General features: G+C 69.1%; 13 protein-coding genes and 1 pseudogene. 8 read left to right on the plus strand and 6 right to left on the minus strand.

The window, feature by feature from the left end; translation table 11 throughout:
- Positions 1–102: 102 nt before the first annotated feature.
- Positions 103–1632 (plus strand): MFS transporter, encoded by a 1530-nt coding sequence (locus tag ACWD04_RS20445; RefSeq protein WP_451133815.1) that lies wholly within the window; start codon positions 103–105, stop codon positions 1630–1632.
- Positions 1633–1767: 135 nt separating this feature from the next.
- Here the strand turns inward: ACWD04_RS20445 and ACWD04_RS20450 are convergent, their stop codons facing one another.
- Entirely contained in the window at positions 1768–2733 is a 966-nt protein-coding gene (locus tag ACWD04_RS20450; protein ID WP_451133817.1) for a pirin family protein, read from the minus strand.
- A gap of 120 nt (positions 2734–2853) precedes the next feature.
- On the opposite strand from ACWD04_RS20450, the gene ACWD04_RS20455 reads away from it, so the two are divergent.
- Positions 2854–3231, plus strand: coding sequence for a tetratricopeptide repeat protein (locus tag ACWD04_RS20455; protein WP_451133819.1), 378 nt, complete (start codon positions 2854–2856; stop codon positions 3229–3231).
- A 241-nt stretch (positions 3232–3472) separates the two neighbouring features.
- Here the strand turns inward: ACWD04_RS20455 and ACWD04_RS20460 are convergent, their stop codons facing one another.
- Positions 3473–4144, minus strand: a complete 672-nt coding sequence (locus ACWD04_RS20460; protein WP_451133821.1) for a 4'-phosphopantetheinyl transferase family protein — start codon at positions 4142–4144, stop codon at positions 3473–3475.
- Positions 4141–5046: a metallophosphoesterase family protein gene (locus tag ACWD04_RS20465; RefSeq protein ID WP_451133823.1), complete on the minus strand. Its 906-nt coding sequence runs from the start codon at positions 5044–5046 to the stop codon at positions 4141–4143. Before ACWD04_RS20465 ends, ACWD04_RS20460 begins: the two co-directional genes overlap by 4 nt.
- Positions 5047–5200: 154 nt before the next feature.
- Between ACWD04_RS20465 and ACWD04_RS20470 the strand changes: the two genes are divergently transcribed.
- The 3 genes from ACWD04_RS20470 (at position 5201) to ACWD04_RS20480 (ending at position 7525) form a co-directional block, all read left to right on the plus strand.
- A complete protein-coding gene (locus ACWD04_RS20470) occupies positions 5201–6088 on the plus strand; it encodes an SDR family oxidoreductase (RefSeq protein WP_451133825.1) in 888 nt (295 codons plus the stop codon).
- A gap of 442 nt (positions 6089–6530) precedes the next feature.
- On the plus strand, positions 6531–6902 hold the full coding sequence (locus ACWD04_RS20475; protein ID WP_451133827.1) for a VOC family protein: 372 nt from the start codon (positions 6531–6533) through the stop codon (positions 6900–6902).
- A gap of 86 nt (positions 6903–6988) precedes the next feature.
- The gene (locus tag ACWD04_RS20480; protein WP_451133829.1) at positions 6989–7525 is read left to right on the plus strand and encodes an isochorismatase family cysteine hydrolase; all 537 of its coding nucleotides are present in this window, start codon (positions 6989–6991) and stop codon (positions 7523–7525) included.
- 341 nt (positions 7526–7866) lie between these two features.
- Here the strand turns inward: ACWD04_RS20480 and ACWD04_RS20485 are convergent.
- Positions 7867–9043, minus strand: a pseudogene (locus ACWD04_RS20485) (epoxide hydrolase family protein).
- Positions 9044–9232: 189 nt separating this feature from the next.
- On the opposite strand from ACWD04_RS20485, the gene ACWD04_RS20490 reads away from it, so the two are divergent.
- Positions 9233–10444 (plus strand): phospholipase D-like domain-containing protein, encoded by a 1212-nt coding sequence (locus ACWD04_RS20490; RefSeq protein ID WP_451133831.1) that lies wholly within the window; start codon positions 9233–9235, stop codon positions 10442–10444.
- Between the two features lie 62 nt (positions 10445–10506).
- Here the strand turns inward: ACWD04_RS20490 and ACWD04_RS20495 are convergent, their stop codons facing one another.
- On the minus strand, positions 10507–10794 hold the full coding sequence (locus ACWD04_RS20495; protein ID WP_451133833.1) for a DUF4190 domain-containing protein: 288 nt from the start codon (positions 10792–10794) through the stop codon (positions 10507–10509).
- A gap of 155 nt (positions 10795–10949) precedes the next feature.
- Between ACWD04_RS20495 and ACWD04_RS20500 the strand changes: the two genes are divergently transcribed.
- Together ACWD04_RS20500 and ACWD04_RS20505 are read left to right on the plus strand one after the other, a co-directional pair.
- On the plus strand, positions 10950–11378 hold the full coding sequence (locus ACWD04_RS20500; protein ID WP_451133835.1) for a hypothetical protein: 429 nt from the start codon (positions 10950–10952) through the stop codon (positions 11376–11378).
- 119 nt (positions 11379–11497) lie between these two features.
- Positions 11498–12082: a short chain dehydrogenase gene (locus ACWD04_RS20505; RefSeq protein WP_451133837.1), complete on the plus strand. Its 585-nt coding sequence runs from the start codon at positions 11498–11500 to the stop codon at positions 12080–12082.
- Between the two features lie 28 nt (positions 12083–12110).
- On the opposite strand, the gene ACWD04_RS20510 is transcribed toward ACWD04_RS20505, so the two are convergent.
- Complete coding sequence (locus tag ACWD04_RS20510) at positions 12111–13076, minus strand: MerR family transcriptional regulator (protein ID WP_451133839.1); 966 nt, start codon at positions 13074–13076, stop codon at positions 12111–12113.
- Positions 13077–13095 lie beyond the last annotated feature (19 nt).

The following is a 13095-nucleotide window of genomic DNA, read 5'->3' on the forward strand; positions in this document are numbered from 1 at the left end:
GGTATACGGACTGTGCCTAGGGGACACCAAAGACCGTACTTGTGGCCTGTGTTGGTACTCCCTGAAACTGAGGGTATGTCAAACAAGGAGACACCGGCACCGGTGCGGGCAACCGAAAAGACGTACACGGGGCCCTCGGACGCCCCGTCCAGGCGGCGGTGGCTGGTGCTGGCCGTGGTGTCAGGAAGCCTGTTGCTGTGCGGCATCGACCTCACCGTGCTGCACGTCGCCGTGCCCAGCATGAGCCGGGAACTCGATCCCACGCCCGCCGGGCTGCTGTGGATCGTCGATGTCTACTCGCTCACGCTCGCGGCCATGCTCGTGACCTGCGGCACGCTCGGTGACCGCCTCGGCCGGCGCCGCATGGTGCTCAGCGGGTTCACCGCCTTCGGCCTCGCCTCGGCGGCGGCGGCCTTCTCGACGTCGACGGCGCAACTCATCGCGGCACGGGCCGCGCTCGGAGTCGGCGCAGCCATGATCATGGCTTCCACGGTGGCGATCATCAGGGTCGTCTTCACCGACGACCGCGAGCGGGCCTTCGCCATCGGAATCTGGACCTCCGCGCACAGTGTCGGTGCAACGATCGGCCCGCTGGTCGGCGGTCTGGTCACCGCGCAGTGGGGCTGGGGCGCGGTCTTCCTGATCAACGTCCCCATCATCGTCATCCTTCTGGCCGTCGGCGCCCGGGTCATCCCCGAGTCCAGGAACCCCGTTCCCCGCCGCTGGGATCTGGCCAGCGTGGCACTGTCCGTCACCGGCCTGGCCTGCGTGGTCTACGCGCTCAAGCAGGCCGGCGAACACGCAGGGGTGAACTGGCCCATCGTCGCCACGGCCGCCATCGGGAGCATCCTGATCTACCGTTTCGTACGCCGCCAGCGGCGCATCGACGAGCCGCTCCTCGACTTCTCCCTCTTCAGTGAGCGCCGCTTCACCACCGCCACCCTGTGCGTCATCGGCTGCTTCGGCTCCTACGTCGCCCTGCTGTTCTTCCTCACCCAGTGGCTCCAGCAGGTGGGCCAGTACACACCCCTCCGTGCCGGACTCGCCCTGATGCCCCTGGCCGCCGCCAACGCCATCGGCGCGGTCACAGCCCCCTGGGCCGCGAGCCGATGGGGCAACCGGTGGGCGCTCACCGGAGCACTCGCCCTCTTCGCCGTCGCCCTCGCGACCATGGCCGTCACTGGGGACACCGGCCACTACGGGGTACTACTCGTCCCGCTACTGGGTGCGGGATACGGCGCCGGCATCGTGATGACGCTCGGCGCCGACTCCATCATGAGTGCTGCCCAACCTGAGCGCTCCGGGGAGGCGGCCGCGATCCAGGAGACCTCCTTCGAACTCGGCGCGGGCCTTGGTGTCGCCCTCCTCGGCACCGTCCTCGCCGCCGTGTACCGGACCGGGATGCCCCAGGTACCTGGTCTCGATCCGGCTCAGCGGGCAGCCGCCGAGGAATCGTTCTCAGGCGCCGAGGATCTCGCCTCCGGCCTCCCGTCCCACACGGCACAGGAACTGCTGCAGGCGGCGCGACAGGTCTATGACCAGGGCTTCACCGCTGTGCTGACCCTCGCCTCCATCGGCCTGGTCGCCACGGCCGCCATGGCGGCCGTCATGCTGCGTCCGCCGAAGCGATGAGAAGAAGGTGCCAGGGCCACCGGGCCCTGGCACCACTCCTGCCACCACCCGCGGAATGAAGGGCTCACTGTTGGTTCGTGGGCCATCGGATTGCGGGCGCGCGCCGGGGACTCATGACAGGCATATCACCCCAGTTCAGCGCACACGCCCCCGGGGTTTGAGCGCCACCGGCGGCAGCGCCGGAGCGGGCAGCCGGTCGCCGTCGTAACCCTTGACCTCACCGAAACGGCAGCTCTCCATCCAGCCCCTCCGGGCCTCTTCGATCTCCTCATGGGACCGCCCGATGAAGTTCCACCACATGACGATCTCCTCCTCGAACGGCTCGCCGCCGAGAAGCATCAGCCCGGCATCGGAGGCGGCGCGCAGCGGCAGTTCGGTGCGGCCGCAGCCCAGGTAGAGCATCGAACCGGGCAGGACGGGAACCCCGTCGACCTCGGCCTCGCCGGACATCGAGAGCACGGCGTACTCGAAGTCGGGGTCGAGCGGCAGGAGGGCCCCGGCGCCGGCGGTCAGGGCCAGGTCAGCTCCGACGATCGGGGTGTAGACCCTGCCGGGCGATGTGGTTCCGTCGAGCTCCCCCAGGATCACGGTGGCGGTGAGGCCGGGAGCCGTGACGGTGGGCAGGTCGGTGTGGTGCTGGAAGTGCGGCTCGACATGCCGGTCGGCGTCGGGCAGGGCCACCCAGAGCTGGGCGCCGTGCAGAAGCCGGGCATGCGGCTTCGGGCTCTCCTCGGAGTGGCTGATGGCCCTGCCGGAGGTCATCAGGCCCAGTTCACGCGGCCTGATCCGCTGGAGGCTGCCCAGGCTGTCACGGTGCAGGACCTCACCGTCGTGGAGCCAGCTGACCGTCTGCAGGCCCATGTGAGGGTGGGGAGGCACCTGCATCCCCGGCTCGTCGGCGATGTCATCGGGGCCGTAGTGATCCACGAACGCCCAGGCACCGACCATGCGGCGCCCCAGGTTGGGCAGCAGTCTGCGCACCTCGGTGGACTCTCCGAGCTGGACGCGGCGCGGGCTGAGAAGCTCACGTACCGGTTCCGCGACGACGAAGCCGCGTCCTCCGCAGACGGAGAGAGCGGCCTTGCGATCGAGATTGCTCATGGCGCACAACCTATTCCCCACGCGGTCACGGAGCGCCGGTCCCCACGCCGAAAATTTAGTGGAATGTTTAACAACGTCGTTGTGTTGACGCGTCTGAAACATTCCGGCCGAGGAGGAGAAGTGGACGACACCTACTACGAGTTCGGTACGCCGGCGGACCGCTGGGACCGGGCGCAGCTGTTCTTCGAGGCGAAGGAGTACCTGACCGCGGCGCGGATCCTCGGCGGGCTGGTGCAGGAGGTGCCGGAGCAGGTGGCCCCGCGACTGCTGCTGGCGCGCGCCTACTACCACTCGGCCCGGCTGGCCAAGGCCGAGTCGGAGCTGCGTGAGGTGCTGGAGCGCAACCCGGTCGAGGACTACGCCCGGCTGATGCTCGGACGCACCCTGGAACGCCAGGGCCGGCACGAGGAGGCGGCCACTCATCTGCGGATGGCCCGGGCGATGACCGAGGACCTCGGGCCCGGGCTCCTGGCGCGGGAGCAGCAGAACCAGGGGTGACACGCACATCGTCAGACGGGGCGGGCCGGGGTTCTCCCCGGCCCGCCCCGTCGCCGTAGCTCCGTTCCCCCGTCCGCGCGGATGCCGCCGACCCGCCCGCCACCGACCCGCCCGCCGCCGGAGCGCCGACAGCGGTGCTCGCGCGGCTGCGAAACGGGGCTTGGATGTACATCGGCAGCAATCATCGCCGTCACCTGCTCATCCGCCACCAGAACCTACGGCACCGGCCCGGCGTCAGACGTCAGGCGGAAGGGCTCGCGGGAAGCACGATCGCGGTCACCGCGAAGCCGTCGTCGATCAGCCACTTGCCCTGGTACGACCTCGGCATCCCGGGGGCCGTCAGAGAGAGATGCGCGGTGAAGGTGCCCTCGGCTGCCGCACTCGGGTCCTTGTAGAAGGTGACATCCGCCTCGTCGAAGTCGAGTTCGGTCCACGTGAGCGGGAACCATGTCTTGAAGACGCTCTCCTTGGCGCTGAACAGCAGCCGGTCCCAGTGGATCGCAGGATCATCGCCTCCCGAGGGCGTTCTCGTCCGTTCCGCGGGCACCGATATCATCTTCCATACGCCAGGCGGTAGCGGCTCGTTCGGCTCGGCGTCGATACCGAGGGCGCGCACCTCCGACGCCCTGGCCAGGACCGCCGCCCGATATCCGTCGCAGTGGGTCATGCTGCCGACGGTCCCCTCGGGCCACAGCGGCGTTCCGCGATGGCCACGCATCACCGGTGCCGGGGGCAGTCCCAGGGCGGCCATGGCGCGTCTCGCGCACGCGCGCACCGCCGCGAATTCGTGTCTGCGCCGCTCGACGCTCGTGGCCACCAGCCGCGCCTCCTCCGGGTACAGGCTGCCGGCCGGAGCGTCCGTCTCGTAGGTGTCCGCGCACGCGACATGCGCGGGAAGAAGCCGTTCGATCACGAGGCGTCGCCCTGCGTGGCCGCGGGCTGCTGCCCCTCGTACGGAAGGATCTGCCGCAGCAGTCCGCGAGGGTGGCCCCGCTTGCGCCACTCCCTCGGGTAGCCGATCGAGACCTCCTCGAACCGTACGCCGTCGTGCCAGGTCGTACGGGGGATGTGGAGGTGGCCGTAGACGACGGCCGCGACGTTGAAGCGGCGGTGCCAGTCGGCGGTGAGCTCCGTGCCGCACCATTGGGCGAACTCCGGGTACCACATCACGGACGTGGGTTCGCGCAGCAGCGGCCAGTGCCCGGCGATCACGAGGGGAACCTCCGGGTCGTGCGCGGTCAGCCGCTGTTCGGTGAGTGCCACCCGTGCGCGGCACCAGTCGTCCCGGGCCGGATAGGGGTCAGGGTGCAGCAGGTACTCGTCGGTGCAGACGACGCCTGCCTCGTGGGCGCGGGCCAGGCTTTCTTCCTTGGTCGCCGTTCCCGGGACCCTGAAGGAGTAGTCGTACAGGAGGAACACGGGCGCCACGGCCACCGGACCGTCGGCGCCCTGCCACCGGGGGTAGGGATCTTCGGGCGTGGTCACGCCGAGCTCGCGGCACACCTGGACGAGGTGCTCGTAGCGCGCCTGGCCACGCAGCCGTACGGGGTCCTTGTCCACGGTCCAGAGCTCGTGGTTCCCCGGGGTCCACACCACATGGGCGAAGCGCCCCGCGAGCAGTTCGAGCGCGCGTTCGACCTCTTCCGCCTGCTCCGCCACATCCCCCGCGACGATGAGCCAGTCCTCGTCGGAAGACGGGCGCAAACGGTCGGCAACGGGACGGTTGTCGGCGATCCCGACATGGAGATCGCTGACTGCAAGGAGCCGGCCACCACCCCTCGGCGGACGCGGGGCGGGCTCGATCATGGAACTCATCGTTCGAATTTACCGTCTCCGCGGTTCCGCCGGGGCCGCCCCGCTCAACATGCCCGCTGTTCATCCGCCCGGGATGATTGACCGACCGCCCTCAGGGAACGCGGCTGCACGTGTGCAGCATGCGCGCAGCCGAACGTACAGGAGGAGACTTTTGATGTCTGACGCCGAGCAGCCGCAGGACCCGACACAGAGCCACCCACGTCCGGACTTTGCCCAGCAGAACCAGGAACATCCTGGCTGGACCGGGCCGATGGATCCGCCGCCGGACCACGGAGAGGACTCCTACGAGGGACGTGGTCTGCTGCTCAACCGCAAGTCGGTCATCACCGGGGGCGATTCCGGCATCGGCCGGGCGGTGGCCCTGGCCTTCGCGCGGGAAGGGGCGGACGTGCTGCTGACGCATCTGCCCGAGGAGCAGAGCGAGGCGCGGGAAACGTGCCGCCTCGTCGAACAGGCGGGCCGCAGGGCTGTTCCCGTCGAATGCGACATCCGCGACGAGAAGCAGTGCCGGGCCCTCATCGAGAAGGCGGTGACCGAATTCGGCCGGATCGACATCCTGGTGAACAACGCCGCCTACCAGATGTCGCAGCCCGACGGCATCGCCGCCATCTCGACTTCGCAGTTCGACCGAGTGGTGCGGACCAACCTGTACGGAATGTTCTGGCTGTGCAAGAGCGCTCTCCCGCACATCCCGTCCGGCGGCTCGATCATCAACACCACCTCGGTACAGGCCTACAAGCCCAGTCCTCACCTGCTGGACTACGCGATGACCAAGGGCGCCATCGTCACCTTCACCCAGGGGCTCGCTCAGATGCTGGCGTCCGACGGAATCCGCGTCAACGCGGTCGCTCCCGGGCCGGTCTGGACGCCCCTCATCCCCGCGACCATGCCCGACACCACGGAGTTCGGGAAGCAGAGTCCTCTTGGCCGGCCCGCGCAGCCGGCAGAGATGGCGCCCGCCTACGTCTTCCTCGCTTCGTCGAACGCGTCGTTCATCACCGGCGAGATCATGAACGCGACCGGCGGCACGCCGCTGCCCTGAATCGATTGATCCACAAACCGCAGGGAAGGCGATGTACATGCGTGCAGATCATCGTGGAGCGATCGCGCCGGATACGCTGGCGGCCTGCCAGGAGAAGGGACAACCGGGCTTCCTCCCTCCCGGCCACACGACTGGGTGGACCCGCAGTGGGACACCGGGCGGCACCCCACCCACTCACCGTCGGCAGACTCCATCGAGGCGTCCGAGCTGAATCCGGATGCGTGTGGCGCGCTGGTCACCAGCCCCACCCCGTACGGTTCCGCTGCTGACGGAAGCCCTGCGCGACCTGTCCCGGCAGGCCCGCACTCCGGGCCCGGCACCCGTCGTCGATCTCCCCGGACCGGACGGCTGCGCCCGACCAGACGTGTCTGCCCCGGAACGCCTACCCCGGTGACCAGGGACAGCGCGGCGATTCACCTGGCCCCTGACGAAAGGATTGGACATGCCCATCGCCACATACGGCCTTGTCGCTCTCGACTGCCCCGACCCCAGGTCCCTGGCCGCTTTCTACCAGTCCGTTCTGGGCGGTGAGGTAAAGAACGACGACGAGGACTGGTACGTCCTCCATGCCATGGGCGGGGCGCGCATCGCTTTCCAGCGGGTGGCGGACCACCGGCCGCCGGAGTGGCCCCGGGGTGACCGCAATTCGCAGCAGGAGCACCTGGACCTCGACGTGACGGATATCGAGCGCGCCCAGGAGGAGGTGCTGGCGCTCGGTGCGACGCCTCTGGATATCGACGACCGGGGCGGTGAGCGTGCTTTCCGTGTGTACGCCGACCCGGCGGGGCACCCGTTCTGCCTCTGCCTCCAGTGACGCGTCCGTGCGGACGGCCGCGATGGCCGACGGCGGCCTCTCGCGCTCATCGCGCTCATCTCCCGGCATGATGAGAATGTGGAGTGATGAGCCGAAGCGCCCTCATTGTCATCGACATGATCAACACATACAGCTACCCGGATGCCGACATCCTCATTCCCGCCGCGCGCGAGGCACTCCCCCGCATCGTAGATCTCATCGAACGGGCTCGGGACGGCGGCGTACCGGTGATCTACGTGAATGACAATTTCGGAGAATGGCGGTCCCATCACGGCGAAATCATCGAGACGACGTTGTCGGGGCAGCACAGCGATCTGGTGGAGCCCGTGCTGCCGGACGACGATTCACTGTTCGTCGTGAAGGCCAGACATTCGATCTTCTACGAGACGCCGCTCAGTTACCTCCTCTCGCAGCTGGACGTGGACCATGTGGTCCTGTGCGGTCAGGTCACCGAGCAATGCGTCCTGTATTCGGCCCTCGACGCCCATATCCGCCACCTGCGGGTGACCGTCCCCGACGACGCCGTGGCCCATATCCACCAGGATTTGGCGCAGGCGGCCCTCCGGATGATGGAGCGCAACATGAACGCGTCGATCTGCAAGGCCGCGAACGTCGAGTTCTGAGAGCGCAGCCGAGTTCGAGAGCCTCGGCACGAGCGGCGAGGCGGACCTGGTCCAAGGCCTCGACGCTCCCTCGACGACCCGCACCCTTGCCATCGACGCGGCTCATCCGGCGCGCCTGCTCACCGGCAGTCCGTACCCTCCTCACCCTCCTTCCGGCACGCTCCGGCATTCGTGCCAGGAATCCTTCGGCGTCCCTGGCTCGCTGGGTGCGCTCCACGATGGCGACCCTCTGTTCGACGGCCTTGATGTCTGCGGTTTCGGTAGGTATACAGGCCACCCTTGAGACCTCAAGCACTCTTCAGGTCAGGCGATCATCCGGTGCGTCGGCATCGAGGGCGTTCTCAGCCCGCAGCCGCCGTGCGGTAGGGGCGGAAGAATGCGCGGAGCTCTTCCGCGTACAGCTCGGGCTCCTCGAACGCCGCGAAGTGGCCACCGCGTGCGGGCTCGGTCACACGCACCACATGCGTCGTACGCTCCAGCCACGCCCGCGGGGGGGCGGACGATGTCGCCGGGGAAGAGTGAGAAGCCGGACGGCACTTCGACCCGCCGGGCGAGCTGCGCGGGCGGGATGGCGGCGTTCGCGCGGTACATACGCATGGACGATCCGATCGTGTCCGTCAGCCAGTAGAGCGTGATGTTCGTCAGGATCTCGTCCTTCGTGAAGCTCCGCTCGATGTCACCGTCGCAGTCGCTCCAGGCCCGGAGTTTCTCCACGATCCACGCCGCGAGCCCGGCCGGTGAGTCGTTGAGCCCGACGGCCGCGGTCTGAGGCTTCGTGCGGTGCATCGCCCCGTAGGCACCCTCAGCGGTACCCCAGGCCTTGCCGCCTTCGAACCAGGCCCGTTCCTCCCGCGTGAGTTCCGCCGGGTCGCCGGTGAAGACGGGCACGCCGCTGTCGGTACGGTGGACGGCTACGACCCGCTCGGGCTGGTCGAGCCCGAGGTAGCGGCTCACGTGGCTGCCGATGTCCCCGCCCGCCGCGCCGAACCGCTCGTAGCCGAGGACGGTCATGAGCTCGGCCCACAGGCCCGCGACTGCGATGGAGTCGAGGGGCGCGCCGACAGGCCGGTCGGAGTATCCGTAGCCCGGCATGTCGGGCACGACCACGTCGAACGCGTCGGACGGATCGGCTCCGTGCGCACCCGGATCGGTCAGGAGCGGGATGACCTTCGAGTAGCGCCAGAACGAGTCCGGCCATCCGTGGCTGAGGACCAGCGGAAGCACAGGCCCGGCAGGCGCTACGGCCCGGACGTGTACGAAGTGGACCCCGAGACCCCCCAGCGGGACCCGGAAACGGGGAAGCCGGGCGAGCGCCGCCTCCTGCGCCGGCCAGTCGAAACTCTCCGCCCAGTAGGCGACGAGCTCACGGAGGTAGGCCAGGTCGGTCCCGAGCGACCACCCGGCGTCATCGGGCGCGTCCGGCCAGCGTGTCGCGCGCAGCCGCGCGCGCAGGTCGTCGAGCGCCGCGGGAGCGGTCTGCTGGACGAACGGCTCGGGGCGGGTGTGGAAGTCCGGCATGGGCGCATCCTAGGCGCCGCGCCGCGCTGTGGATCAACAACCTGGTCGGCGATCCGTCAGGCACCGGCCTCGGGAGCGGCCGACCGGCCGACAGGGGGCGGAGCCTCTGTCGGCGGCACCGGGAGTGGCGCGAGACGCATCAGGAGTACAGTCGCCCTGCCCTGCCGCCCTCGGTACACCAGGTGAGAGATGTCCAGCCACATAGATCAGAGATACACGCACTCCAGACCCGGCGACGCTATTTACGCGGAGCGCGCGCAGCGGCTGCGGCGGCGGCTGGAACGCCTCATCGGCATCGCCGCGACCGAAGGTAACAGCCTTGTCCCGCTCCGCAACGGGGACCAGATCTTCGCCGCGATGCTGGAGTCCATCCGTGGTGCCGAACACACCGTGGACATGATGACGTTCGTGTACTGGCGCGGAGACGTCGCCCACGATTTCGCCGAGGCGCTCTCGGAGCGGGCCCGCGCCGGCGTGCGGGTGCGGCTGCTGCTGGACGGGTTCGGGTCCCGGCTCATCGAGAAGGACCAGCTGGCGTTGATGGACGAGGCCGGGGTGGAGGTGGCGTGGTTCCGCAAGCCGCTGTACCTCTCGCCGCTCAAGCAGAATCACCGCTGCCACCGCAAGGTCCTCGTCACGGATGAGGAGACGGCGTTCACCGGCGGGGTCGGGATAGCCGAGGAGTGGTGCGGTGACGCCCGCAACGAGAACGAGTGGCGGGACACCCATGTGCGGGTGCGGGGCCCGGCTGTGGACGGCCTGGCCGCCGCGTTCGCACAGAACTGGGCGGAGTGCCACGACGAGCTGTTCACCGAACGCGACAGGTTCATCGACACCACGCAGCATGGCGACGCGGTGGTCCAGGTGGTGCGCGGATCGGCCGGCTTCGGCTGGCAGGACATGCAGACCCTGCTCCGCGTCGTTCTGGAGTCAGCCGAGGAGCGGGTCCGGCTCACCACCGCGTACTTCGCGCCTGACGCGTACTTCATCGGGCTGCTGTGCGACGCCGCCCGCCGGGGCGTCTCCGTGGAAATTCTGCTCCCCGGACCGCACACGGACAAGCGGGTGTGCCAGCTGGCCGGTCAGCACCATTACGAGGAGCTCACCTCCTGCGGCGTGAAGATCTACCAGTACCAGCCGACCATGCTCCACACCAAGGCGCTGACGGTGGACGGTGTCGCCTCGCTGATCGGTTCGACGAACTTCAACCGCCGCTCGCTCGAGCACGACGAGGAGGTGATGCTCGCGGTCCTGGACCGGGAGTTCACCGTCGCGCTGGACGGTCACTTCGAGGAGGACGTGGAGCGGAGCACGCTGATCGACGGGGGCCGGTGGAAGCGCCGCTCGCCTCTGCGGAGGATGCGGGAGGCGGCGGTCCTGCCGATCCGCCGCTGGCTGTGACCCGTACAGGCGAATGCGCCACCACGAGGAGTGAGGGCGCACCCGTGCTTCCACGTGGCCGGTCAGCCGCCTGTGTACCAGCTGAAGCCGCCCGACGAGGTGGCCACGGCCATCAGGACGACGAAGAGGATCACGTCGACGACGCCGAGGACGAGTCCGGCTTTCGCCATCCCGGCACCACCCTTCGCGGGCACCTGACGCAGGCCGAAGGCGCCGAGAACGATGGCTACCGGGCCGAGGACCACGCTGAAGAAGACGAGGCCCACTATCCCGCAGACCAGGCTCGCGACAGCGAGACCGTTGGTCCTGGACCTGGGAGTGGCCATGGATGAACTGTCGTAGTGCGACATCACTCTCTCCCGTCGGTTCATCGCGCTGTGTGCTTACGGTGACGTACGAGTGCCCCTCTTCCGATGCCGCAATCCCTGACTTTCGGGAGTGTGGTCGCTCCCGTCGCGGGCATACGGGCTGTCACCTGCCGTTTGTCAGGTGAAGGGAGTGGTCCATGAGCGAGTCTGTCGAGACACGGCCGGATACGAACGCGGTGATGACGGAACCCGTGCCTGATCTGCAGCTTCAGTTGCTGATCCAGCTGCTGGACAGAGAACTGCGCTCCAGCCTGCCGATCACCCTCACTCTGGCCGGTGGCGTACTCCACGGAGACGTGATCGGCCACGAGGCGTGGAAGGCGGACTGGGCGCGAAGCCTCCGCCAGGTCGAGGGGGAAGGCGCGAATCTGATCGCGGAGTTCCCGGAGACCGTGGACCAGGGGATCAGGGAGCTGGGCGCCGATGGCGGCAGCGCGCAGCTGCCGCGCTGGATTCATCTCAGAGATGCCACGCTGGTGTTCGGCGGTATGGGGTCCCTGCGGCTGCCTCTGTGGCGCGGACGCCTGGCCGACGTGTCGGGCTGGGCGCTGGGACGGCCGCAGTGACGGAAGTGTGCAGGGCGGCGGGCGGGTCACGCGGTACACGCCCGCCCGTCGCACAGCAAACCCCAGAGGTACGAACAGACATGGGCGCCAGCGGCGGCTCCCCTGCCATGATCGGCGGCATGAAGGTACTTGTGATCGGGGCGTCCGGAACGGTCGGCAGTGCCGCCGCCGACGCGTTGGAGGCTTCTCACCAGGTCGTCAGGGCTTCACGTAGCGGCCCGGTCACCGTGGATCTGGATGTTCCCTCCTCTTTGGACGCGCTCTTCGACAAGGTGACGGATCTCGACGCGGTGGTGTGCTGCGCCGCCGGCGGTCCGCTGGTGGATCTGGCGTCGGCGGCGGACACGGAGATCGCTGACGGAGTGCGGGGCAAGCTTCTGGGCCAGGTCGCGCTCGTTCAGCGAGCCGTGCGTCACCTGCGGGAAGGGGGGTCCATCACGTTGACCGGAGGCACCTTCTCCGCCCCGCTGGCCGGCGGCTCGCTGGGGACCCTCATCAACACCGGTCTGGAGGGCTTCGTCCGCAACGCGGCTCCGGAGTTGCCGCGCAACCTGCGTCTGAATCTCATCAGCCCCGGCTGGATCAAGGAGACTCTGGAGCGTATGGGTGCGGATGGCGCGGACGGCACTCCGGTGTCCGAGGTTGCCCGCGCCTGTGTGACGGCGGTGGAAGGAACCGCGCAGGGCCGGACCGTACGTCCGTGACCGTCGGCGCGGCCCCGTTTTCCCGGTCCTACGCGGGCAGGTCCGTCCCCAGCTGGGCATGCAGCGCGGCGAGGAGCCAGTCGTGTGCGGACCCGGGTGTCGGCTCGGGCCGGCCGTCCGGAGGGCTGACCAGCTCGGCTGTCAGCTCCCAGTAGCGGTCGATGCGCGGGTCGGCCGCGAGCTGCCCGGCGAGCACGCGGCGGAAGCCCGGAGTGTCCGCGGTGTTGTGGGCGCTTGCGTACGCGTCCACGAACCCTTCCAACGCCTCCCCCGGATACGGTTCCCTGGCCTGCCGCATCTCGGTGCCCGCCAGGTCGTACGCCTCCGCCAGACCCGCGTACAGCACGGCCGAAGCACGGGCTCCCGCGGCCTTGTGCGCATGGGGCTGGGTCCGGGTCCACTCGTGCCCGTCGCAAGGGCGGGACACCAGGGCGCACAGGCGCGCGAAGGCAAGCACATGGACCGGTTCGGGGTCCTCGGGGGGCTGCGGGACCGCGGCCTCCAGGAACGCGGAGACCGACCGGGCCGGCATCCTCGGCGGCAGCCAGCCTCGCCAGAACCGGGCCAGTGGTGCGGTGCTCGGCGGCGCGGTCACCGCGCCGATCAGTCGCAGCCGGTCGGCGCGGTCGGCGGCCGGGCACTCCTGCACCGAGCGAAGGCCCGCCTCCCTCCAGCGCAGCGCTGCCAGCTGCGTGCCGAGCGCGCGCAACTGCCGGGCGACGGCGTCCTCCAGAGCACCGCCCGCACGCCCCGCGGCGTCCTCCTCGTCCAGGATGCGGCGCACCGCCAAAACGGGCAGGTCCAGGGTGCGCAGGGAGCGGATCATCCGCAGCCGCTCGAGTGAGTCCGGGCCGTACCTGCGGTGACCGCCGACGCTGCGGGACGCCTCGGGGAGCAGGCCTCCGTCGGAGTAGTAGCGGACCGTCTTCACACTGACTCCCGCCCGCTCGGCGAGCTCGCCGATGCCGCACAGTCCGTCGTACGACGAGAACACTTGAATCTCCCTCAGGGGG

This window comes from Streptomyces sp. NPDC002911 (genome assembly GCF_053591835.1).